Raw genomic sequence first — 22386 nt, 5'->3', positions numbered from 1 at the left:
TAAGCCCGGGAAACCCATCCATGGCATCCGTTTGCAGAATCCTACCCTCGTGCGGTCGCGCCGCGCTCCTGGCTACCGCCTTTCTGGTGGTGCCGGTGCTCGGCGGAGACACGCCCGGCTTGTTTGAGCGAGAGCAAGCCAAGCGTTATCAAGGTGTTGAGGAGGCCCAGGAGCTCTTGAAAAAGGGCGATGAAGCCTACACCGCCGGTCGCTACAGCGACGCCGTCACCGCTTACTCCGGCGCCCGGGATCTGATCCCGGACGCGCCCGTCACCGTCGAACTGCGGGAAGCCGCCACCGAGCGCTATGCCCAGGCGTCCGTCGAGTATGGCCGTGAACTGGTCCGCAAGGGCGATGTGGCCGGGGCCAAGGCCGCGGTGGACAAGGTGCTGGCGGAAAACGTCGCTCCGAACCATCTGGGGGCTGTCGAGTTCAAGAACCAGCTCAACGATCCGATCCGGACCAATCCGGCGATGACTGGCGACCACGGCAAGAATGTCGAGGAGGTCCGCAAGTTGCTCTATACCGCCGAAGGCGCTTTCAACCTCGGCAAATACGACGAGGCCAAGTCCACCTACGAGAAGGTGCTCCGCATCGATGCCACCAACTCCGCCGCCCGCCGTGGCATGGAGCGCGTGGCCGGGGCGAAGAGCGATTACCTGCGCGCCGCCTATGACAACACCCGCGGCGAGATGCTCGGGCAGGTGGACGCGGCCTGGGAGCTGCAACCGCCGTATGTGGGCGATAAGATCAGCAGCCTGGCGGAAGGTCAGGCGGCGGATGCGGGCCGGATTTCGATTTCCAACAAGATCGACCGGATGATCCTGCCGTCGATGACCCTGGAGCAGGTGAACCTCGAAGAGGCCGTGGAATACCTGCGTGCGCAGGCGACCAAGCTCGACACCTTCGAATTGGATCCCAAGCACAAGGGCGTGAACATCAACATCGACCTCGGCCCGCCGGGCAGCGAGGTCGCGGACCGGGTTTCCAAGAAGCGCTTCAATCTCCGTCTGAAGAACATTCCGATCTCGGGTGCGTTGAAATACATCAACGAGCTGACGCAGACGGCCTACACCACCGACGAGTTTTCCGTGATCATCCGTTCCCTCGGGGCGATGACCACCGAGCTGACCACGCGGACCTACCGGGTGCCGCCGGATTTCCTTTCCAACATCAGCGAGGGTGGCGCGACCGCTGGCTCGGCCTCGACGACCCAGGATCCCTTCGCCAGCACGGGCGACAAACCGGCGGAAGGCTTGCTGGCCAAGCGACGCGGCATCCTCGAGGTGCTGAAGTCGAAGGGCATCACCTTCCCGGAGGGGGCCACGGCCACCCTGAATGCCTCCACCAACCTGCTCATGGTGCGCAATACCGAGGCGAACCAGGACATGGTGGCCCAACTGGTGGAGCTGGTCGCGAAGACCGAGCCGGTCCAGGTGGTGGTCACCGTGACGATGCTGAAGGCCGAGGAGCACCGCATGGACGAACTCGGGTTCGACTGGCTGCTCAACGAGTCTGGGATCTCCAACGAACTCATCCTTTCCGGTGGCACCCAGGGGAACGGCGGCGATCTCAGCGACATTTCGGTGCCGACCGGCGTCAACCGCCACCCGATCACGGCGGGGAACCGCAGCGGCGACTACGCGGTGACCGCGGACGCGATCGATGAAGCGATCGCCAACAACGCCCAGGGTTTTGCCAGCACCCCCAAGCGCGCACCTGGTGTGCTCGGCTTGAACGGGATGCTCAATGGCACCGCCTATGAAGGCGTGATGCGCGGCCTTGCGCAGAAGCGCGGGATCGACCTGATGTCCACTCCTTCCGTGGTCACCCGCAGCGGCCAAGCGGCCAGCATCCGGGTCGTGAAGGAAATGAAGTATCCGACCGAATACGAACCCCCGGAAGTCCCGAACCGGGTGGGGTTCTCGGATCTCGACAACAACAACGGCAATAACAACAACAACGGTGACAGCGGGGGCATCTTCCCGGTGACGCCGTCCCATCCGACGGCGTTTGAGACCGCGGAAGTGGGCACGGTTCTCGAGGTGCTGCCGACGGTTTCGGCGGACAAGCGCACGGTGGACCTGCAGTTGAAGCCGACGATCAAGGACTTCGATGGCTTTGTGAACTACGGCACTCCGATCAACACGATCGGTTTCGATGCCACCGGTGCGGCGCAGAACACCCCGATCACGCAGAACGCGATCCTGATGCCGGTGTTCAGCAAGATCGCGATCAACACGCCCAGCCTGGCGGTGGCCGATGGTGCCACCGTCGTGATCGGCGGATTGGTGCAGGAGCGCGCGCAACGGGTGGAGGACAAGACCCCGCTGCTGGGGAATCTTCCGGTGGTGGGACGGATGTTCCAGTCCCACGTCCAGGCTCCGGTCAAGAAGGTCGTGCTTTTCATGGTCAACGTGAAATTGGTCGATCCGACTGGACGGCCGATCAATCAGCGTTGATCAGTAGTTCCGCTGCCCCGGGGCAAACCGGGATTTGATATCATTCCAAGAGACCATGTCTTCCGATCCCCGCGAGCCGGAGAACTACAGCATCAGTGAGATGATGGACCGCTTGAAGGAGCGGTCCAATGGTGACCGTTCCAACGGCGAACTGGTCACCCGCGCCGATGGCACCCAGGCCATCAAGGTCCGGAGCCGCAAGCGCCGGAGCCACCAGCCGCACCGTGAGAACGAGCAGCGGGCCCGGCGGATGCGCGCCGTCCAGCTTGTGGCCGTCGTGGTCGTGCTGGGATTGCTGCTGGTGGTGGCCGGGGGCGTGGTGGTGTACATGAATGGCTCGGGTTACCGGAACGGCGTGATGGCGAAGGCCGGGGCCGCTTCCGGAGCCAAGGTGGATGCCACCCAGTTCCGGGTGACGCCCATCGGAGCGAACGCGATGACCCTTTCGTTCGATTGGCCCGATTCCGTGCCGCTCAAAAAACTCAATCTCCAGGGAGTATCGGCGGAGCTGAGGGTTACGAGCTTCCTCGGCCAGCCTTGGACAGGTGAGGAGGTGACGGCCCAGAAGGGCGAGCTGCTGGTTGGTGTTCCTTCGGAGGGCAGTGAAATCGCCAGCACCGGCGGCTCCAATTTCAAGTTCAACCGGTTCCGGTGTTCGAACCTTTCGATGTATTTCGGCGATCCCCGTGGGCCGGCGATGTCGATCCTGGGCAGCGAGGTCTCGCTCTATCCGAAAGGTTCGGACGGCCGTCCGGAGCTGCGTCTCAACCGTGGCACGGTCAAGTTCCGTAAAAACCTGCCGGACTTCGCCCTGGATCGCGCCTTGATCGGGGTGACGGGACGCCAGCTTGATATCGTGAGCCTCCGTCTTCGTGAGTCCGGTGACGGGAAAGGCTCGGTGGAGTTGGTCGGGCAGGTGGAATCCGGCGGATCGGGCCGGGCCACCACGTTGGATGTCGCCGCCAAGGATCTGCCGTTGGAGTATCTCGCTGGACCGGAGCTTGGCCGCCTGCTGCATGGCCGGATCGAGACCCGCAGCACGCCGAACTCGAATTTCCTGACCTTCGATCCCGCGAAGCCGGATGCGCAGCGTGTGGTGATTTCCTTTCAAGGCGGGTTCGGTTCCTCGATGCAGTTGGCGCAACTGCCGTTTTTGGCGCAATTGCGGACGATGTTCAACGATGAGGGGTTCCAGGACCTGGATCTTGAAAGCGGCTCGTCCGGGGTGCTCCGGATCAACGGCGCGGAGACCTCGCTGGATGATCTGCGCCTTGAATCGAAAGGGCGCTTGATGATCCGAGGAGGTATTTCGATGTCCGCCGGCAAGGCGCTCTCGGGGCGTCTGGAAGTGGGCCTCCCCGCTCCTCTGGTGGCGGGGAAGCCGCGGCTTGACGCGGCTTTCGGCCCGAAGCGCGAGGATATGCGCTGGCTGGAGGTGACGGTGTCCGGAACGGTCGCCGCACCTGTCGATGATTTCGACAAGAAGGTTTTTGCCCAAGGGGCGATCCGCTCTTCAGGGGAAGCTCCGAAGGAGCCCGCTGCCTCCGAGTTCGAGAAGCTGACCCAGCCCCGGTAAGGGATCCAACGGATTGTTGGAGAGTGCCAAGGTTGTTTCTTCCTTGTGAGAAACCGTCCCCGCAGCCATGGTGTTCGGGTCCGACTCGGACCTAGATCCCCATGGCCATCGAGCACCCGTTCCAAGCTCTTTTCGAAACCCTCGGCCGCTTGCCGGTCGTTCATGCCGAGCCCGTCAACCAGCAGGCCTATGAGCAATTGTGGGATCTGCTCGCCGTCGAGACGGAGCATCCCGGGCGTTGCATCCTCCTGCGCGCGCCCCGGGCCGGTCATGGCAAGACCCATCTCCTTTCCCGTCTTCAGCATCATCTCGGGCAGGGGCACGAGTTCATCGCCCTCCACGCGGCGCATGGCAGCCATATCGATGCTTCCACCGTCATGGCGGACACCCTTGCCCGGTTGGGCCGCGCGTTGCCGGCTGGCGGTGGTTTGACGGTACTCGATCTACTGGTGCGCCGGTTGTTCGCCCAGGCGCTCCAGCCGCTCGTGCGATCCGGCGAGGTGCCTTGCCAGGATCGGGAAGGGGCTTTGGCGGCGCTCCGCAATCGTCCCGTGGAGACCTTTGATTTCCATCATCCGAATGCGGTGACCGCCCATTGGGCGAAGGAAAATTTCGAGGTGCTCGGGCCGCGCTTGGCCCTTGAGCTGGCCCAGCGCGATGGCACCCCGCTGCGGGAGGTGATGTTCTGGGTGGACGCCTTGTTTCGCTTCGCTTCCACCCCGGTCGATCATCCGCTGCGTACCGGTGCCCTGATTCAAGCGGTGTCCGTTCCCGGCCAGCCGGACGCCCAGGTTTTCGAGCGCCTTGCGACGCTGCTGGATCTGGTGAGCCAGCTTGTGCGTGTGGTGCTGGTGGCGGACGACCTCGAGGGCTTTTCGGCGGATGAATCCTCGGCGCTGCGTTTGGCCGCATTCCTTGGTTCGCTGCGCCACGCCGCGGGCCGCATCGACGCGATCGTGTCGGTCAACCGGGACATCTGGGACAGCGCGTTCTTGCCGCGGCTCAGTGCCGGTTTGGCGGATCGACTGGCCGAGGTGGTGGTGGAGTTGGAGCCACTGACGCGCCATGAGATTGTTGCTTTGCTGGATGCCCGCGCGCCCGGACTGGGAGAGCGGGTCTATGACCGGCTGGACCTCACCAACGGCATTCATCATGCGCGCGGGATCCTGCGTTCCGCCGGCGAGGCTTGGGTTCAGGCTGCCCGTCAGAACAAACCACAGTCCAAGCCGAACCATCACGTGAAGGAGGTGCCGGAGCCCGAATTGGATCTTCCCGCTCCGGAGCCTGCCCATGCGGTCACGGTGACTCCTCCGGCCGCAGTGGCCGCCGCGATGGCGGCTGCCTCCGCCGCCGTAGCCTCGGAAACCGGAGACGAAACGCCTCCCGTCCTCGCACGGGACGAAGTGGTGGCCCACGCCGTCGAGCAGCCGGTCGTGTTACCCGAGGTGCCACCCGCTCCCGAACCCGTGGCGGCGTTTGTTCCTGCTCCGGAGCCGGAAGCGATCGTCTGGAATGTGAGTCCTCCGCCACTTCCGGAGCCTCCGATCCCGGTCGCGACGGTGGTGTACGAGCCGGTGGTTCCGGAAGCGGCTCCAGTTCCAGTGGCCACGTTGGTTCCAGAGGCGGCGGCGCCGGTTTCCGCGCCCGAGCCGTCCTTGCCGTCGGCTTGGCCCGTGGTGGACGAAGCGCCTCAACCTTCGTTCGCTCCCGCGCCGGCCGCGTTCCACGAAACTCCATTGGCGGATGTGTTGGCCTCGGAAGCCGCGCATGAGGCACCTCCGTTGTCCTGGCCTTCTCCGCAGGCTGCTCCCGTGGGGCAGTCTTCTCCTTCTCCATTCCAGCCCATGGGGGAATCTCCGGTGCCCGCCGTGGTGCCCGTTTTCGCTCCGACCCCGCTGGAGACGGCCGCCGTGATTCCTCCGCCGGTGCCGGTTTCGCCTTCGGCTTCCCCGGATACTCCCGCTCCGGAAACCGATCGCGTGGATGAATTGCTGCGTCAATTCCGCGAACGTTACGCGAAGGGATAAAATCATCGGGTTTCGTGTCATTTTTGCCTTGCGCGAAACCCGGGTCCCCGATCATCTTCCGCCCGCCCCGCAAGCCGGGGCGACAATGGCAAATCCGGTGTAGCTCAGCGGTAGAGCGGGTGGCTGTTAACCACTAGGTCGTAGGTTCGAGCCCTACCGCCGGAGCCAATTGAAGGCCCTGATTCTCAACGAATCAGGGCCTTCGCCTTTTTCTCGGCAATGGAGCTTGATACTTTGGGGGCTGCTACAGGGGGCTATGCGTGCTTCGGATTCCGCCCACCCTTGCAAGGAAAGGCCGCCTCAGCTTCCGAAAACGCTGAGTTTGAGGTCGTTGATTCCGAGACTGGCAACCTACCATTTTTCCACTAAGTTCAGGCCCAACGCGATGGCTGCCTCAAATCTTCTCGCCACCAGCACCCCGAACCTCAAGAACCTGCTTGGGAATGGGCGATCTTACCGGGTGCCGTCGTTTCAACGGGACTACTCATGGAAGGAGGAGCATTGGGAGGATCTGTGGCTGGATTTGCAGGATCTCACGGCCAAGCGATCATTGCAGCATTATATGGGATCGCTGGTTCTGATGCAGAACGAGAATCCGGAGGAATACACCATCATCGATGGCCAGCAGCGGATCGCGACCTTGAGCATTCTCATTCTTTGCGTGATCGCCAGGTTGAGGGAACTCGCAGATGCTGGAGTGGAGCCGGACGCAAACAGGGAGCGGGCGACGTTGTTGCGGGGCAGCTTCATTGGAGCCAAGCAACCCGGTTCGCTGGTGGAGGCGAGCAAACTCACGCTTAACCGGAACGACGATGATTTTTATCAAGGCACGCTGGTGCAGCTTGAGAAGCCGGTCAGCGAGCGTTCGCTGGGTGATTCCGAAAAGCAGCTGTGGGGAGCATTCAAATATTTCTCCAAACGCATCGGTGAGGAGCTTTCGGATTACAGCGGGCAGCAATTGGCGGAGTGGATCGATGCGCTGGTATCAGTGCGGCTGCTTTTCATTCAGGTCGTCGTTGAGGACGATATGGGAGCCTACACGGTTTTTGAGACACTCAATGCGCGCGGACTGGAACTTACGGCCAGCGATCTGATCAAAAACTACCTGATGTCGCTCGTGTCCAAAAAGGGCAAGGGAGATCTCGAACATGTGCTCAAGCGCTGGCAGAGGGTGACTGGCCAGATCGGCGTGCGGCGGCTGCCGGAGTTTTTGAGGCACTATTTCAACTCGCTTTATCGATTTGTCCGGCAGGAGAGACTTTTCCGCAGAATCCGTGAGGAGGTTTCTTCGGCGGAGGGTGCGATGGAACTGGTTAAGGATTTGGAACGGGCTTCAGTATGCTATCGTGCGCTTGGCGACGCTGAAGACGAGTTTTGGCTCGATTTCCCCGGCGCGACGGAACAGGTTCGCGCTTTGGTGTTGTTTGGCGTGAGTCAATACAAGCCGCTTGCGTTGGCTGCGTTTCGAAAGCTTGGGGGCGATGAAGGGGTAAAGGTTCTCAAAGACTGTGTGACTCTCTCGTTCCGTTTCAATGTAATCAGTCGGCTAGGAACACACGAATTGGAGAAGCGTTTCAACGAAGCCGCCCTCGGGTTGCAAAATGGAAGCGTGACCAAGGCGTCGGAGGTTCGTGGATTACTGCACGCGGTCTATGTGGACGACGACCAGTTTCGGGCGGATTTCGAGGTTTTTCGGCAGTCCGTCAACAGCAAGGGAAAGAAGATTATCCGGTATATTCTCTGTGAACTTGAGCGACAGAACTCCGGTCAGGATCTGAGCTGGAGCAGCGCGAACGCAACAATCGAGCACATCCTTCCTGATAGCCTAGATGATCATTGGGCGACGATTTTTTCCGAGGTCGAACACGACCGTTATGTGGAGCGGCTCGGTAATTACGCCCTTTTGGAATACGGGAAGAACAAAAAAATCGGGCAACAGCCGTTCGCCGATAAAACGGCTATTTTCGAAACGAGCCAGTATGGGCTGACTGAAGAACTCGGTAGCTTGGATGAATGGACTCCGGCGGCGATCAATGAGCGCCAGAAAAGACTGGCCAGGCTTGCAACCACGGTTTGGCGCTTTCCCTGATGAGCCCCTGCCCCCAAGATCACCTCGTCGACTAACCAGCGATCCAGCTCGTGCAGCGGTGACTGGGGTGGATGTCGTGGATTGCTACAACTTGGCGATTCTTCACTCGGATGGGCAAATGGCGGGAGCGATCGTCGCGCCTGCCAGGCAGCCCGTTTGAGTCACTTTGCCTCCAACAGGGTCGGCTTCCCGAAGACCGTGCGCTGGTCGCCCTGTTCGTTCATCCACCGTTCCAGATCGGCGCGCATGGAGGAAAGCCGGTCGGCTTGGGCCGGTTCCTCCGCCAGGTTGTGCAGCTCGAGCGGATCCCCTTGGAGATCGTAAAGCTCCTCCTTCGGACGCCGTTGATATCGCTCCACCTTGGCGGCCGCCACCGGGTTATCCTGGGCTTTCTTCATCCAGCTCTCCCAGTATTTCGAACCGGCTTCCCCGGCCTTGGTGATATGGCTGGTGAACTTGAACTCGGGATGGAGGTTGAGGATGTACTTCCAACGCCCGTCACGCACGCAGCGGTCCGGATAGACATTGAAATCGCCGTCGCCGCTGTGGGTGACGTAGACCCGCTCGCGGAGATCCTGCGTCTTTCCGGTGAGGACTCCGGCGAACGAGCGGCCATCGATGGTCTCCGGTGGCTTGCCTCCGGCCACGTCGACCAAGGTCGGCAGCACGTCCACCGGCGAGACCAACGCGTTGCTGCGGGAGCCGGCCTTGGCATGGCCCGGCCACACGGCGATCATGGGAACACGGATGCCTTCGTCGTAGAGCGTCCATTTGCCGAAGGGCCATTGCGCCCCCTGATCGGAGAAGTGCAGGAAACACAGATCGTCCCCGAATTTCCTGCGGGCGAGGTCGTGCACCTGCCCCAGCTCGTTGTCCATGCGGGTGATTGCCGCGTAATAGCGCGCCCGTGCCTGATGGGTGGCGGGGGTGTCCACGTGGTTCGGAGGGATGTTGACGTCCTTTGGCTCGTGGCCTTCGGGTGTGTCGGGCCACGGCACGTGCGGCCAGTTGGTGCCGACGAAGAGGCAGAGCGGCTTGTCGCTCTTCCGCGCTTCCAGCCATTTCAGCGCCTCGGGCACGGCGACATCGTCGTGGAATCCGTTGTGCTCGCTGAGGTCGAAACCGTAGTCCTTCGTTTGTTGGTAGTGCCCGACCTTGCCGAAGGCGACCACCTCGTAGCCGAGTTCCTTCAGGTAGGCGGGGAGCTTCTTGATCTCCGGCTTGGGAGCCGAATGGTTCGCCTCGGAACCGTTGCGGGCGGGCATGAGGCCGGTGAGCATCGCCGCACGGCTGGGCGCACAGGTGGGGGACGCGGCGAAGGCGCGGTCGAAGGTCATGCCTTCGGCGGCGAGACGCGACATGTTCGGCGTTGCGATGTCCTTGGAGCCATAAACCGTGGAGTCGCCCGCCGTGTGGTCGTCCGAGATGAAGATGACGAGGTTGGGCTTGTGCGCGGGTTCCACGGAATACGCGGGTGTTCCCAACAGGAGGGCGGCGAGGCTCAAGGCGCATCGTCGCACGGAGCGAAGGACGGGATTCATCATGGACCGGTCGGATGGAAGACCATCCCTCAAAACGAATCCGGGAGGGTAATTGTTTCATCCAATTTTTTGAAGGGCTCGGTTTCCGGAAGACCGGCCGGGCATGGGTGAAGACGGCATTTACCAGTGTGCCTGCCGGGGCGGTGGTTTCGGCGAGGGCCATTGGGCAGGTGTTAGATGCCATGTTGACGGAGTGGAGCCTTTTCCTCCGGCAAGGTGGTGGAGGGTGACCGCCTGGTGGCTCTCCCCAAACCCAACCCAAAACCCAGAACATGAAAAAACGCCTCCTGGCGTCCGTGAGGACGCTTGCCGCTGTCGCCTGGCCATTGGCCGGGGCCGGTATCACCACCGCCGATGCCTTCACCCATCCCGGTATCCCGCTGACCGTGGATGACCTGAATACCCTCAAGGCGAATCTGAACACCGAACCGTGGAAGTCCGGTTACGCGGCCTTGCAGGCGGATGGCCGTTCCTCCGCCAGCTACACGATGCAGGGACCGTTCGCGACGGTGAGCCGGAATGACGCGGGATCCTATGCGAATGAAGGGGCGTGGAAGAACGACATGCAGGCGATCTTCAACCTGTCCCTGATGTGGCAGTTCACCGGAAACAATGCCTACGCGCAAAAGGCGCATGACATCCTGCTGGCGTGGGCCACCACCCAGACGGCATTCACCGGGGTGGAGAGCTCCTTCGATATCGGCGACTACGCCTATTGTTACGTGGGCGGGGCGGACATCCTGCGCGGAACCTGGCCCGGCTGGACGGCCAGTGATACCACCACGGTGCAGAACTTTTTTTCCAATGTGTATTGGCCCAATCTTTCGCTGCCGGGACCGCTGACCACGGGCTCGCAGGGCATGGAGCCGCTGCTGGCGGCCACGGCGATCGCGGTGTTCAACGATGACCAAACGAAGCTGGATCAGGTGGTGTCGGCGCTTCTCAGGGATGGGGACGCCGGGTTGCGGGACACCCTTCCCAATGGTCAGGTCGGCGACACCGGGCGCGATCAGGGACACACCTCGCTATTCGTCAACAACCTCGCGTTCATCGGGGAGATCCTCTGGAAGCAAGGGATCGACGTGTTTTCGATCATGGACAACCGCATCCTCGCGGCGGGGGAATACTATGCGCGCTATAACCTGCCGGATACCGCGCCGGGTTTCGTGAGTTTCGGCGCGCCGTTCTGGGGCACGTTCCCGAGCATCAGCGGCGCGCCGCGTTCCACGGTGCAGGGACGCAGAGCCCTGAACCTCCTGCACGGAGCCTATGCCGTGCGGAAGGGGATCAGCGCACCGTGGATCCAGCGTTACCGGGTGGATCAGACGGAAGATGGCAACAGCTTCCTTTTTCTGAAGAGCGCCGATTCCTCCACCGCCACGCCGCCGACGTTACCCGTCTACCCCGCGGTGGCGACGGTGACGAACGGTCTCACCAATGCCGATCTCAACGGCAGCACGCCCGCGGGCAGCGGTTCATACAGTGGCGGGACTTGGACGCTTGGCGGCGGTTACAACGGGGTGGATATCTGGGGATCGAGCGCTCCCTCGGTCCACTTCAGCTACCGCGCGGTCACGGGTGACTTCACACTGCTGGCGAAGGTCACCTCGGTGGCGAATGTCGGCAGCACCAGCGCGAAGGCGGGCATCCTGCTGCGTGACGTGGCCACCGGCACCGCGGCGCGGCAGGTATTTGTCGCGATCACGCCCAACAGCACCTACGAGCGCGGGATGCGCGGTTACACGACCCTGCCCTATGGCAGCAATGCCGCCTCGCTGTCCTTCGCCGTGCAGTCGTTGCCGTATTGGGTGAAAATGGAGCGTGTCGGAAACCGCATCCAGACCTTCGTTTCGAAGGACGGTGGTTGTTGGAGTCCCGCGGGCACGGCGGATTTCTCGGGGATGCCATCCACGGTGTATGCCGGCCTTTTCGGCACCTCGCAGGTCACCGGCGCCTCCAGCACCTCGACGTTCACCAACGTCTGCATGACCGGCGGGGATGGCGGGCAGGGCGCGGTCACGCCGGCGTCACCTTCGGCGATCGTGACCTCTCCCGGCCACAATCAGGTCACCGTGCGTTGGACCGAGTCCTTTGGAGCCACCAGCTACAAGGTGAAGCGCTCGACCACCAGCGGCAGCGGATACACCACCCTGGCCACGGTGGGCAATACGGCCTACATCGACACCACGGCGGCCAATGGAACGACCTACTACTATGTCGTCACCGCGGCCAATGCCGCGGGGGACAGCTCGAATTCCCCGCAGGACGCCGCGCTTCCGATCGCCGCCATGACCAACGTCGCCGTCAATGGCTCCGCGACCGCGAGTGCCAACGGTGGTTCCGGCACCGAGGGCGCGGCGAAGGCGTTCGACGGCAATCCGGGCTCGAAGTGGTTCAATGGCAATGCGGGCACCACCGGCTGGGTGCAATACGACTTCGGAGCGAGCCTCGCGCAAACGGTGAAGCGTTATGGCATCACCAGCGCGGGCGATGTCGCGGGGCGTGATCCGGCGGCCTGGCAATTCCAGGGTTCCAACAATGGCACCACATGGACCACGCTGGATACGCGGAGCGGCCAGAGCTTCACCTACCGCTACCAGACGAAGTCATTCGACTTCACCAACACCACCGCCTACCGCTACTACCGCCTCAACGTCACCGCGAACAACGGTGATGCCACCGGTTTGCAGGTCGGCGAGATCGCGTTGGAAACCAACCAGGGCCGCACCGTTCCGAACGGCACCTACCGGTTGTTCAACCGGAAAAGCAACAAGGCGCTCGATGTGAACGGCGGTTCCACGGCCGATGGCACCCCGGCGGTCCAGTGGGGCTATGATGGCGGCAGCGACCAGAAGTGGACATTTACCGATCAGGGCAATGGCCAGTATCAAATCCTGGGTGTGGCCAGTGGCAAGGCGCTCGAGGTGATGGGGAATGGAACCGGTGACGGGCCCGCGATCGACATCTGGCCGTGGAATGGCGGCAACAACCAGAAGTGGACGGTGACCCCGGCGGGCGACGGGTTCTACCGCCTCACCCCGATGCACGCCACCGGCAAGGCCGCGGACGTGAGCGGTGCCAGCACCGCCGATGGCGCGTCCGTGATCCAATGGAACTACACCGGCGGAACCAACCAGCAATGGCTGATCTCCATCGCTCCTTGAATCCACTACTTATCCACCGCCGCGCCTCATCCGGGGCGCGGCTTTTCTTCTGGAGATGAAACGCCTGATCATGTTGGTCCCGCTCGCCGGAGTTGCATCGCTTTGCGTGTGGGCAGCTCTTTTCACCTCGGGAAAGGGAAGCGGCTTTACCGTTCCGGAGGGCCGTGTTCCGGGTGGACGGGTCCAAGTACGGTTTGCACCGGAGTTGGAATACCGGCGTATCATGGCGGATAGGCATTCCGTGGCGGCGGCCGCAGCGCGGCGGAGACTGGCGTCCCGCTGGATCGATGCCGATCCGCAGGGGGCCATGGCGTTTGCCCGTGGGCTCGTGGCAGGGGAGGAGAGAACCGCCTTGATGCGGGATCTGCTCCGCGGGTGGGCGGTGAAAGCGCCCGATGACGCCTTGGCCTGGAGCGCTGGGCTGGAGGATTCCGGTGAACGCCGCTCCACCCGCTCCGTGGTTTGTTATGCCGTGGCGGAACGGGACCCCCGTGTAGCGATCGAGCGCGCCGTGGCCCATCATGCCGATGAAGCGGGGGGAGATAGCCTGTTGGAAAACCTGGCGATGCAGTGGGCGGCCCGGGAGCCGGAGGCCGTGGTGGAATGGGGCCGGGATCAGCCTCCGGGCCTCTGGCGGGATCGCATTCTGGCCAGGGCATCGTTTGTCGTGGCGAAATCGGACCCGATGGCGGCGGCAGGCCTGGTGGCGGGGCTTGAGCCGGGGCCATTGCAGGGCGAGGCCGCCATGGCGGTCCTGCACCAATGGGGTCTCCGGGATCCCGCCGCGGCAGGTCGTTGGGCGGACGGATTCACCGATGCGGGTCTTCGTGCGCGGGCACGGGACGAGCTGGAGAATCTGAGCCGCCATCTGGCGGCTCCCGTAGGGGAATAGGGCAGTCCTGCCGATAAAGTCATACGCCGGTGTCGGGTTTCGCCGTGGATTGCCGCCCTTCCCTTATGAAGGCGCTTTGACTCGCGCGCGACACGGCTTTCCCGGGTACGATGCAATGAATCGGCCCCCTCCACCCGTGGGAGGGGGCCGATTTTATCGGTGAAGGATGAAACCCAAGGAAAACCACAATATCGGCATTTTGGCTGATCCGCGAAACGTGGAGCGGGGTTGAATCGTTGTTTCCGGACCCAAAGGCCGAACGATGATCCGCTTCTCTTCCATTCTTCTCTGCTTCGGTCTTGTGGCTCTGCCGGTTGTGTCATCCGCCGCGGAGTCCGGTTCCGGAGTGGTGACGATCGATCCGGCGGCACGACAGGGCAACTGGCAGGGCTGGGGTGTTTCGCTTGCCTGGTGGGCCGGGGTCTTCGGCGATCGGGACGATCTGGCCGACGCGCTTTTCACGACCAAGGCTGTGAAGGTGGGGCCGGGGCTGGTTCCCGGGCTCGGGCTGAATTTCGTCCGCTACAACGCCGGGGCATGCAGTTGGAACGAGATCGATGGACGGAAGATGGTCGCTTCCAAGATCATCCACCGCTACCGCCAGATGGAAGGATTCTGGCTGGATGGCCGCAGTTCCGATCCGGAGTCGTCATCCTGGAACTGGTCGGTGGATGCCAACCAACGCCTGATGCTGGGGAAAGCGAAGGAGCGGGGAGTGAAGCACTTCGAGTTGTTCTCCAACTCGCCGATGTGGTGGATGACGAAGAACGACAATCCCTCCGGCGGTCCAAAGCCCACGGACGACAACCTCGCCGTGGCCCATGAGCGGGATTTCGCGATCTATCTGGCGACCGTCGCCCGCCGCGCCGCGGACCATTGGGGGATCACGTTCACCTCGGTGGCGCCCTTCAATGAGCCCCGCTCGGACTGGTGGTTCGCCGATTGCAAGCAGGAGGGCTGCCATGTGTCCGCGCCCGCGCAGGCCCGGATCCTCCCGCTGGTGCGGGAGGAATTGGACCGCCGCGGCTTGAAGTCGTTGCCCATTACGGCCTCGGAGGAGACCTACTACGATCATGCGATCGAAACGTGGCGGAGTTTCACGCCAGCGGTGAAGAACCTCGTCAGCCACCTGAACGTGCACGGGTATCAGGAAGCGAAGGGCAACCGGGCGGAACTCCATCGCCTGGCCGAGGCCGATGGCAAGGTGGTGTGGAACTCGGAATATGGCGATGGCGATCCGACCGGGCTGAACATGGCCCGCAATCTCCATCGCGACGTGTCCCACTTGAAGCCGGTGTCGTGGTCGTATTGGCAGGTGGTGGATGGCGGCGGCTGGGGGCTCATCGCGGGGGATCTGCGGCGGGCACGCATGGTCCAGGTGAACCCGAAGTGGCAGGTGCTGGCGCATTACACGCGTGGCATTCCGGAGGGGGCTGTCATTCTCACCACCGGGGACGAGTCGGTGGTGGCTGCTTACGAGGCCAATCAGAGCCGTCTCACGCTGGTTTGCCTCAATGACAACTCCCAGGCGCGGACCGTTCGCGTGGATCTTTCGAAATTCGCGGCGGTGGGGCGGAAGGCGGATGTGTGGCTCACCCAGCCGGAGGGACAAGCGCGCTATCAAGTGCTGCCGCAGGTGCCGTTGGCGGGTTCCGTGCTGTCCTTTCCGATGCCGGAGAAGTCGGTGCAGACGCTCGTGATTCCCGAGGCGCGGTTGAGGTAACCGGGAATCTTCATGTCCGCGCGGTTCGCCTCTGGACGCCCGGAGGCCGGACCGCTAGCGTCCCCGTCACCTGACCGGCCCGCGCCGGGAATCCCACGCCTCCGTGGTGGAATGGTAGACGCTGCGGACTTAAAATCCGTTGCCCGCAAGGGCGTGCCGGTTCGAGTCCGGCCGGAGGCACGGGATCCGGGATGTGGGATCAATGAAGCGCCTTGAGTCGTAGCGCCTGGTCCTTGATCTCAATGGAGAGCGGAACCTCGTGCACAGTATCGTCGAGTGAGAGTTTCACGGGAAGTGGTTGCGGGGATTTGTCTTCCATCCGCTTTTTGAAATCATCGCCCCATTCCTTCGATTCGAAGGTGATTTCGACGTCCAGCTTGTCGCTCTGCACCAGGCCGGAGGGATCGCCATTGAGGACCTTGAACTTCACGCCGTTGTTCGCGCCGGCACCGCTGCGGTCGAGGCGGGTGCCGGCCTTGCGCTCGCCGAGGGTGAGGCCGAGCCGGGTATTCCACAGCGGGAGATTGGCGTAGGCGGTGAGGGTGGCGCGCAGTTTCAGGGACGGATTGGCGGGGTCGAGTTTGCCTTCGGCCGAGATCCACTCGACGCTCTGGTTTTCCTTCAGGAGGCCGAAGAAGGGGGCTGCCTCGATGGCGGGGCCGTCCTTCTTGAGCACCTGGTAGTGGCCGTACATGCCTTCCATCATGTGCTCGCCCACGTGGCAGTGGATCATCCAACTGCCGGGATTGTCCGCCACCATGTCCGCCACCTTCATGGTGCCGGGCATGAGCTCCACCACGTCGGTCATGTGCCCGCCCGGTCCGCGCAAGCGGGCACCGTGCCAATGGGCGGTGTGGACGTCCGCTTCATTGCCGAGGGCGAAGAGATACCAGCGCACGCGTTCTCCCTCCTTCATGTCGAAGCCCTGGGTGTTGCCGAAGATGCGACCGTTGATCGCGTGGCGCATCGCCAGTTCGCGCAGTTCCGCGGCTTCCGCCCACGGCGGTGGACCGGCGGGGGGCGGGCCTCCGTCGATGCCCTTGCCATCCGGCGCGGTCACCTGTTCGTAGAGTTCGGTGCTCTCCTTCATGCCGCTTTCATCGTAGTTCTGGAGCAGCATCGCCATCTCGCGGTCGATGTCGGCGGGCGTGCCATCCGGGCGGGCTCGTTTGGCGTCGGTCACCACGATGAACCCGGAGAGTCCGGAGTTGATCTCCTCATCGCCCAGCACGTGGCTGTGATAGAGCCAGGGTTTCGAACTCGGTTCGTCCGGTCCGGGTGCGCTGGCCTCGTCGAGATACCACACGTAGGTGAAGCGGGCCTGCGGGGCGATGGCGGCACCGAGACCGCGTTCCGTGAGATAACTGGAGCCCTCGCTGTCCTTGTCGTAGCGGACGCCGTGGGGGTGGAGGGAAACGGGGGTGGAGAGGCGGTTGAGCAGCGTGACCACGATGTAGTCCCCGGTCATGCCGCGCAGCACCGGACCGAGGATGCCGAGGCGGTCGTCCGGCAGGGACCGGGTGGTGAAGGTCGCGTCCGTGTACTGCCGGTAGCGCATTTTCGGGTAGCTCGGGTTCGCGGTGATCTGCGGCGGGATCTTCGCGCCGATCACCGGATCCTTGCCTTCCGGGAGGTAGTTCCAGATTTCGGGTTCAGCGGCGAGGTAGTAGTGGCGGACGCGCGCGGGGTCGGGCGTCCGGCCGAAGTACTTGCCGCCGGGATCGGGGTCGCCTTCGAACACGGTGGGTTTCATCACCGGATTCACCTGGCACCACGGGCAGGCGCGGGCAGGAAGCGCGGTAAGGATCAACGCGGCTGCAGTGAGCAGCAGCAGGGCGGGGGAGCGACGGGACACGGCGTTCTCATAATCCGGCGGGTTCGCGGAAATGCGCGTTCGTTGGTGACGGTTTCGTTTCGCGGTTTTTCCCGGGAGGTGACGCGGTGTTCACTGATTATTCCGTCACGATGGAATGTTAGGCGGATGGGGAATCGGTGCTTCATTTCGCACCCGTGTTGCCCCCCGGGATTCTCATTTTTTTGTGTGGAAGAAAGCCGGCCTTGGAATGTCGTGCCTCGATCTCACGGAAACGCCTCGCGTTGATGTGTTTGGTCGCGGTGATCGGTTCCTTGGCCGGTGTTTCGCACGCGCATGGGGTCCACAGCGACCTGATGGCGCTGGTGGACGCGCAGCTAGAGAAAGAGCCCCGCAACGGCGAGCTGTGGTATCGGCGGGCCGAACTGGAGTTGGAGCACGAGGATTACGAGGAAACCCTGCGCGATTTGGAGAAGACCGAGGAGTGCGCGCCGGGCAAGTTCCCGGTGCTGTGGGTGAAGGGCCAGGTGCTCGATGCCCAGGGCAAGCCCGAGGAAGCGAAGGCGGCTCTCGATACCCATCTCGCCGCGAACCCCACCCATTGGGGCGCGCTGGCTTCCCGTGCCCGGGTGGAAACGAAGCTGTCCCTCCACGAGAAGGCGTTGCTCGATTACGCCGCCGCGCTCGCCTCGAACCGCGAGGCCGAGCCGGATCTCGTGCAGGAAACCGCCGCGTGCATGGCGGCGAACGGCCACACCGATGAAGCCGTGAAGGTGCTGGAAAACGGCCTCAAGCGTCTCGGCCCGATTCCGTCGCTCCAGATGAAAGTGCTGGAGATCGAGGTGCTGGCGGAGCGTTTCGATGCCGCGCTGGTCCGCGTGTCCACCTTGCAGCGCCTCGCCCCGCGCCCGGAGCCGTGGATGGCGCGCCGCGCGTCGATTCTCACCGAGGCGAACCGGCTGACCGAAGCCCGGGCCGCATGGTTGGCGCTTTCCGATCACCTCAAGGCGCTGCCCGAGGCCGAGCGTGGTTCGCATTCGATGTCGAAGCTGGCCCAGCAGGCCCGCGAGGCGATCGCCGCGCTCGATTCCCTTTCCCCCCAGACCTCCCCCAATCCCTTCGTCTCCACGAAAGCCCCATGAACCTCCGATTCCTCCCACCGCTGGCGGTCGCCATCGCCACGCTGTCCGGTGTGGCGCGCGCCCAGTCCGTCAGCTTCACCGGCACGTATTCCCAGAACTTCGATTCGATGGGAACGGCCGGCACCACCCGCCCTACCGGGTGGACCACTTGGATCGCTCCTTCTGGAACGAATGCCACCTGGACATCCAGCATCACCGCGAGTTCCCTCTCCGCCACCGGCACCACCGCCAGCGCGCTCACGGTGAGCAATGCCCCATCGGGAGTCTCAAACAACAGTGGCTACAACGCGCAAGGCGCGTCGTCCTCCGACCGGGTGTTCGCGACTTCCCCGACCAGCATTTCGGGGGTGGCGTCGCAGCTCTCCCTGACCAACGGCACCGGCGGCGCGGTTTCCAGCATTTCGGTGGCCTACGATACCCGGCGCTACACGGTCGCTGGAACGGTCAACGAATTGCCCGGTTACTGGTTGTTCTACAGCCTCGACAACGGCACCACCTGGACCAACGTCTCCGCGCTGAACCCCACGGTTTCCGGCTCCTCCGGCGTGGTGGTGCCGAACACGACGGGCGTGACCTCCGTGGCGGCCACGACGGTGAGCCTTTCGGCCAACTGGGCCGCCGGTTCCACGCTTTTGCTGCGCTGGGTGGATGACAACGCCACTCAGACTTCCCCGGACCAGATCATCGGCCTCGACAACGTGGTGATCAGCGGCGGGCAACCAGCCCCGACCGTCAGCCTGACCGCTCCGACGAACGGAGACACCGTGGCCATCCCCGCACCGGTGAATCTCGTGGCCAGCGCCGCCGACGCGAACGGCACCGTTGCCAAGGTGGAATTCTACCAAGGCGCCACCAAGCTGGGTGAGGCCACCTCGTCGCCGTTCCAATACTCGTGGACCGGCATGATCTCCGGCTCCTATTCGCTCACGGCGAAGGCCACGGACAACGACGGCGCGTCCACCACCTCCACGGCGGTGAACATCACGGTGACGAATCCTTCGAACGTCGCTCCCACGGTGGCGCTGACCTCGCACACGGACGGCCAGAAGATTCCCGCGTCGTCGCTGACACTCACAGCCTCCGCCTCGGACACCGATGGCGTGATCTCGAAGGTCGAGTTTTACAACGGCGCGACCAAGCTCGGTGAAAGCACCACCGCGCCCTACACCCTCACGCTGCCCGGCATCGCCGTGGGTAACTACACCCTCACCGCGAAGGCGACCGACAACGACGGCGGCATCACCACCTCCACCGTGGTGAACGTCATCGCCACCGCCTACACCGACAACGCCGCGCTCGCCCGCGGTGCGACGTGGAAGTACCTCGATGACGGCACCGACCAAGGCACCGCCTGGGCGGCTACGGCGTTCGATGACAGCGCCTGGGCTTCCGGTGCGGCCCGTCTCGGATACGGGGACACGCAGGTGACGCTGCTCCGCCAGGGGCCGTCCGGCATGACCAGCAGCACGAAGTACATCACCTACTACTTCCGCAAGACCTTCACCGTCGCGGACGTGTCGAAGGTGATCGGCCTTTCGGCCACGCTCCAGCGGGATGATGGCGCGGTGATTTACATCAATGGCGTGGAGGTTGCCCGCAGCAACATGCCTTCCGGGGCAATCAACTATCTCACCAATTCCTCGACGATCGTCGACAGCACGGATGAGACCACCTTCTTCCCGCTCACGATGCCGTTCGGTTCGCTGGTGACCGGGACCAATACCATCGCCGTGGAAATCCACCAGCGGGACAACACCAGCTCGGACCTCGGGTTCGACATGGACCTGAACGTGATCACCGAAGGCGGCAATGCCAAGCCGGTGGTGCAGCTCACGTCCCCGGCCAATGGCAGCACGTCGTTCCTCGGCAATCCGGTGCAGATCACCGCGGACGCCAGCGACAGCGACGGCACGATCACCAAGGTGGAGTTCTACAACGGTGCGACGAAGCTTGGCCAGGCGACCAGTGCCCCGTGGCAATACACGTGGAACGGCGTCACCGCCGGCACCTACAGCCTCACCGCGGTCGCCACGGACGATCTTGGCGGCACCGGCACCTCGTCCGCGGTAAGCATCACCGTCAGCACCGGTCCGTCCGGCACGCTCCAGCGCGGGCCGTATCTGAACATGGCGAACCAGAACAGCATCGTCGTCCGCTGGCGCAGCAGCCAGTCCGTGATCGGCCGTGTCCGCTACGGCCTTACCCCGGATGCGCTCACGCTGAGCACCGATGAAGCCAGCGCGAAGACGGACCACGAGATCCGCCTCACCGGCCTCACGCCCTACACCCGCTACTACTACAGCGTCGGTTCGTCGCAGGACGCCCTCACGCCGGAATCCGCGGAAACGACATCCTTCAAGCCGACCGGCTCTCCTTTGCCAACCGCGGCCGACTACACCTTCCGTACCTCGCCGGTTCCCGGCACGGCGGTGGACACCCGCATCTGGGTGGTCGGCGACTGCGGCCGCGGCACCCAGATCCAGGCGAACGGTCGCGAGGCCTACTACACCTTCGCCGGTTCCCGCGTCCCGGACCTGAACCTCCAGCTCGGCGACAACGCCTACAACAGCGGCACCGACACTGAATACCAGACCGGCTACTTCAACATGTATGCCGACTACTTCCGGAAGATGCCGCAGTGGAGCACGCTCGGGAACCACGACGCGAACAACGGTTCCACCAGCACCACGGCGAACTTCCCTTACTTCGACATGTTCACCTTCCCGAAGGCGGCGGAGTGCGGCGGCGTGGCGTCCGGCACGGAGCACTACTACAGCTTCGACTACGGCAACGTGCACATGATCTGCCTGGACTCCCAGGCCAGCGACACCACCGTGGACAACGCCGCCACCACCGGCGTGAACGAGGACGGCCCGATGGCCGCCTGGCTGCGCCAGGACCTCGCCAGCACCACCGCCACCTGGATCATCGCCTTCTGGCACCATCCGCCGTATTCGAAGGGCAGCCACGATTCGGACAGCGAGACGCAGATGGTGAACATGCGCACGCGCTTCAATCCGATCCTCGAGCAGGGCGGGGTGGACCTTGTGTTCGTCGGCCACAGCCACAACTACGAGCGCAGCTTCCTCATCGACGGCCACTACGGTACCAGCGGCACGATCACCAGCGGCATGAAGAAGAACGCCGGCAACGGCAGTGTGACCGGCATCACCACCGGCGCGTCCGGCGTGATCCGCCAGGCTCCGAACTTCACCGCCACCGCCACCACCGCCGGGACCGTGATCCCGGGTGACGGCGCCTATGTGAAGCCCCTCACCGGCCCGCGCGACCACTTCGGCACCGTTTACAACACCGCCGGCATGTCCGGTCTGGCCGACGCCGGATCGATCAACCACGCCGCGATGTACATCTCCTACAACACCGTCGGCACGGTGAACATCGACGTCAACGGCACCACGCTGAAGGCCACCTACGTGCAGTCCGGCGGCGCCACTCCCGACAACTTCACGATCATCAAGAAGGGTGCCGCGGACACCGATGGCGACGGCATTCCGGATGAATACGAGCTCGCCAACGGCCTCAACCGTTACTCGGACGACGCGTCCTCCACCAAGGATGCCGACGGGGTCTCGAACTTCCTCCAGTTCGCCTTCGGCCTGAACGCGAGTGTCACCGGCGACACCACCCCGATCGACGTGAACGTTGGCTCCCACTCCCTGACGAAGCGCGGCATGCCGGCCACGTGGTATCAGGCCACGAACAACGGCACCGACTTCCGCGTGCTCTTTGTCCGCCGCAAGACCTATCAGGACGAGGGCCTCGTCTATACTCCGCAGTTCAGCGGTGACCTCACCACCTGGACGGACAGCACGGCCACGCCGACGGTGGTGGCGGATGGCGGTGATGTGGAGGCGGTGAGCATCCGCTATCCGCTCTTCGTGGGAGGCAAGAAGGCCCGGTTCTTCCGGGTGAAGGTCAGCACCAGCCACTGAGGAA

At 63.5% G+C, this 22386-nt stretch carries 11 protein-coding genes and 2 tRNA genes; 11 read left to right on the top strand and 2 right to left on the bottom strand.

Annotation, left to right across the window (positions count from 1 at the left end; translation table 11 throughout):
* Positions 1–20 precede the first annotated feature (20 nt).
* From llg_RS22575 to llg_RS22555, 5 genes are all read left to right on the top strand, one after another.
* Complete coding sequence (locus tag llg_RS22575) at positions 21–2462, top strand: Amuc_1098 family type IV pilus outer membrane protein (RefSeq protein WP_338287347.1); 2442 nt, start codon at positions 21–23, stop codon at positions 2460–2462.
* A gap of 55 nt (positions 2463–2517) precedes the next feature.
* Positions 2518–4038, top strand: a complete 1521-nt coding sequence (locus tag llg_RS22570; protein WP_338287346.1) for a hypothetical protein — start codon at positions 2518–2520, stop codon at positions 4036–4038.
* 101 nt (positions 4039–4139) lie between these two features.
* On the top strand, positions 4140–6065 hold the full coding sequence (locus tag llg_RS22565; protein WP_338287345.1) for a hypothetical protein: 1926 nt from the start codon (positions 4140–4142) through the stop codon (positions 6063–6065).
* 93 nt (positions 6066–6158) lie between these two features.
* Positions 6159–6233 (top strand) — tRNA-Asn (locus llg_RS22560).
* Positions 6234–6450: 217 nt separating this feature from the next.
* A complete protein-coding gene (locus llg_RS22555; protein ID WP_338287344.1) occupies positions 6451–8154 on the top strand; it encodes a DUF262 domain-containing HNH endonuclease family protein in 1704 nt (567 codons plus the stop codon).
* A gap of 161 nt (positions 8155–8315) precedes the next feature.
* On the opposite strand, the gene llg_RS22550 is transcribed toward llg_RS22555, so the two are convergent.
* On the bottom strand, positions 8316–9698 hold the full coding sequence (locus llg_RS22550; RefSeq protein ID WP_338287343.1) for a sulfatase: 1383 nt from the start codon (positions 9696–9698) through the stop codon (positions 8316–8318).
* Positions 9699–9967: 269 nt separating this feature from the next.
* Here llg_RS22550 and llg_RS22545 point away from each other — a divergent pair, with 269 nt between their 5' ends.
* The 4 genes from llg_RS22545 to llg_RS22530 all read left to right on the top strand — a co-directional run bounded on the left by llg_RS22545 (position 9968) and on the right by llg_RS22530 (position 15654).
* Complete coding sequence (locus llg_RS22545; RefSeq protein ID WP_338287341.1) at positions 9968–12859, top strand: RICIN domain-containing protein; 2892 nt, start codon at positions 9968–9970, stop codon at positions 12857–12859.
* A gap of 223 nt (positions 12860–13082) precedes the next feature.
* Positions 13083–13751: a hypothetical protein gene (locus tag llg_RS22540; RefSeq protein WP_338287340.1), complete on the top strand. Its 669-nt coding sequence runs from the start codon at positions 13083–13085 to the stop codon at positions 13749–13751.
* A gap of 262 nt (positions 13752–14013) precedes the next feature.
* Complete coding sequence (locus llg_RS22535; protein ID WP_338287339.1) at positions 14014–15474, top strand: glycoside hydrolase; 1461 nt, start codon at positions 14014–14016, stop codon at positions 15472–15474.
* Positions 15475–15571: 97 nt separating this feature from the next.
* Positions 15572–15654: transfer RNA gene (locus llg_RS22530), tRNA-Leu, on the top strand.
* Positions 15655–15673: 19 nt separating this feature from the next.
* On the opposite strand, the gene llg_RS22525 is transcribed toward llg_RS22530, so the two are convergent.
* Positions 15674–17329, bottom strand: a complete 1656-nt coding sequence (locus tag llg_RS22525; protein WP_338287338.1) for a multicopper oxidase domain-containing protein — start codon at positions 17327–17329, stop codon at positions 15674–15676.
* A gap of 245 nt (positions 17330–17574) precedes the next feature.
* Between llg_RS22525 and llg_RS22520 the strand changes: the two genes are divergently transcribed.
* Both llg_RS22520 and llg_RS22515 read left to right on the top strand, forming a co-directional pair.
* A complete protein-coding gene (locus llg_RS22520) occupies positions 17575–18429 on the top strand; it encodes a hypothetical protein (RefSeq protein ID WP_338287337.1) in 855 nt (284 codons plus the stop codon).
* A complete protein-coding gene (locus tag llg_RS22515; protein ID WP_338287336.1) occupies positions 18426–22382 on the top strand; it encodes an Ig-like domain-containing protein in 3957 nt (1318 codons plus the stop codon). The genes llg_RS22520 and llg_RS22515 overlap by 4 nt, the downstream gene beginning before the upstream one ends.
* Positions 22383–22386 lie beyond the last annotated feature (4 nt).

Source organism: Luteolibacter sp. LG18, from assembly GCF_036322585.1.
Taxonomy (GTDB): domain Bacteria; phylum Verrucomicrobiota; class Verrucomicrobiia; order Verrucomicrobiales; family Akkermansiaceae; genus Luteolibacter.
This window is presented reverse-complemented; position numbering and strand designations above follow the sequence as displayed.

Excerpts from the sequence above, each read along its gene's own strand:
- llg_RS22575 (WP_338287347.1), top strand. The coding sequence starts at position 21 with ATGGCATCCGTTTGCAGAATCCTACCCTCGTGCGGTCGCGCCGCGCTC.
- llg_RS22570 (WP_338287346.1), top strand. The coding sequence starts at position 2,518 with ATGTCTTCCGATCCCCGCGAGCCGGAGAACTACAGCATCAGTGAGATG.
- llg_RS22565 (WP_338287345.1), top strand. The coding sequence starts at position 4,140 with ATGGCCATCGAGCACCCGTTCCAAGCTCTTTTCGAAACCCTCGGCCGC.
- llg_RS22555 (WP_338287344.1), top strand. The coding sequence starts at position 6,451 with ATGGCTGCCTCAAATCTTCTCGCCACCAGCACCCCGAACCTCAAGAAC.
- llg_RS22550 (WP_338287343.1), bottom strand. The coding sequence starts at position 9,698 with ATGATGAATCCCGTCCTTCGCTCCGTGCGACGATGCGCCTTGAGCCTC.
- llg_RS22545 (WP_338287341.1), top strand. The coding sequence starts at position 9,968 with ATGAAAAAACGCCTCCTGGCGTCCGTGAGGACGCTTGCCGCTGTCGCC.
- llg_RS22540 (WP_338287340.1), top strand. The coding sequence starts at position 13,083 with ATGGCGGATAGGCATTCCGTGGCGGCGGCCGCAGCGCGGCGGAGACTG.
- llg_RS22535 (WP_338287339.1), top strand. The coding sequence starts at position 14,014 with ATGATCCGCTTCTCTTCCATTCTTCTCTGCTTCGGTCTTGTGGCTCTG.
- llg_RS22520 (WP_338287337.1), top strand. The coding sequence starts at position 17,575 with ATGTGTTTGGTCGCGGTGATCGGTTCCTTGGCCGGTGTTTCGCACGCG.
- llg_RS22515 (WP_338287336.1), top strand. The coding sequence starts at position 18,426 with ATGAACCTCCGATTCCTCCCACCGCTGGCGGTCGCCATCGCCACGCTG.